The sequence below is a fragment of the Blastomonas sp. CCH1-A6 genome, from assembly GCF_001556365.1.
Lineage (GTDB): Bacteria > Pseudomonadota > Alphaproteobacteria > Sphingomonadales > Sphingomonadaceae > Blastomonas > Blastomonas ursincola.
On the sequence record NZ_LSIS01000092.1, the window covers coordinates 1 to 836 of the forward strand.

Consider the following 836-nt stretch of genomic DNA (forward strand, 5'->3'; position numbering starts at 1 on the left):
CGCCGGCCATCATCGAGAGCTGCCCGACGCGCATCTTCCTGCCGAACGAGCGCGCGGCCGAGCCGCAGATCGCGGCCATCTACGAGCGGTTCGGGCTCAATGCCCGGCAGATCGAAATCCTCAGCCGGGCGACGCCCAAGAGGGATTATTACTGTCAAAGCAGGCGCGGCAATCGCCTGTTCGAGCTGGGGCTGGGTGAGGTCGCGCTGACCTTTACCGCCGCGTCGTCGAAGACCGACCAGCTCGCCATCGCCGACATCATCGAAACCCACGGGGCACCGGCGTTCGCGGCCGAATGGCTGCGCCATCGCGGCTGCGCCTGGGCCGTCGAACTTCTTCCCCCCAGCCAGCAGGAGTTACCGCTATGACCAAAATGACTCTGCGCCGCGCCATCCTGGCCGGCGTCCTCGCCAGCGCAGCCGTCGTGCCGATGATCGCGCCCATGCCAGCCTACGCGCAGTTCGGCGGCATCGTCTATGACCCGACCAACTACGCGCAGAACGTGCTGACGGCCGCGCGGTCGCTCCAGCAGATCAACAATCAGATCCAGCAAATCCAGAACCAGGCGACGAGCCTCATCAACGAGGCGCGCAACCTCACCTCGCTGCCGTTCTCCTCGCTCCAGCAGCTCCAGCAACAGGTGCAGCGCACCCAGCAGCTTCTGAGCGAAGTCCAGCGCATCGCCTACGACGTGCAGGACATCCAGCAGGCGTTCAACGGCCGCTACAAGGGCGCGGCGTTGACCGGCGATCACGCGCAGATGGTCGCCAACGCGAACGCTCGCTGGGAGGATAGCGTCGGCGCCTTTCAGGATGCCTTGCAGGTGCAGGCCGGCG

General features: G+C 66.0%; 1 protein-coding gene and 1 pseudogene. Both read left to right on the forward strand.

Going from position 1 to position 836, the window contains the following annotated elements:
* A pseudogene (locus AX735_RS04310) lies at positions 1–368 on the forward strand (conjugal transfer protein TrbE); the annotation flags it as partial.
* Positions 365–836: P-type conjugative transfer protein TrbJ (gene trbJ, locus AX735_RS04315; RefSeq protein WP_066276146.1), on the forward strand; the 472-nt coding region annotated here is incomplete at its 3' end. The pseudogene AX735_RS04310 and the gene trbJ, both read left to right, overlap by 4 nt.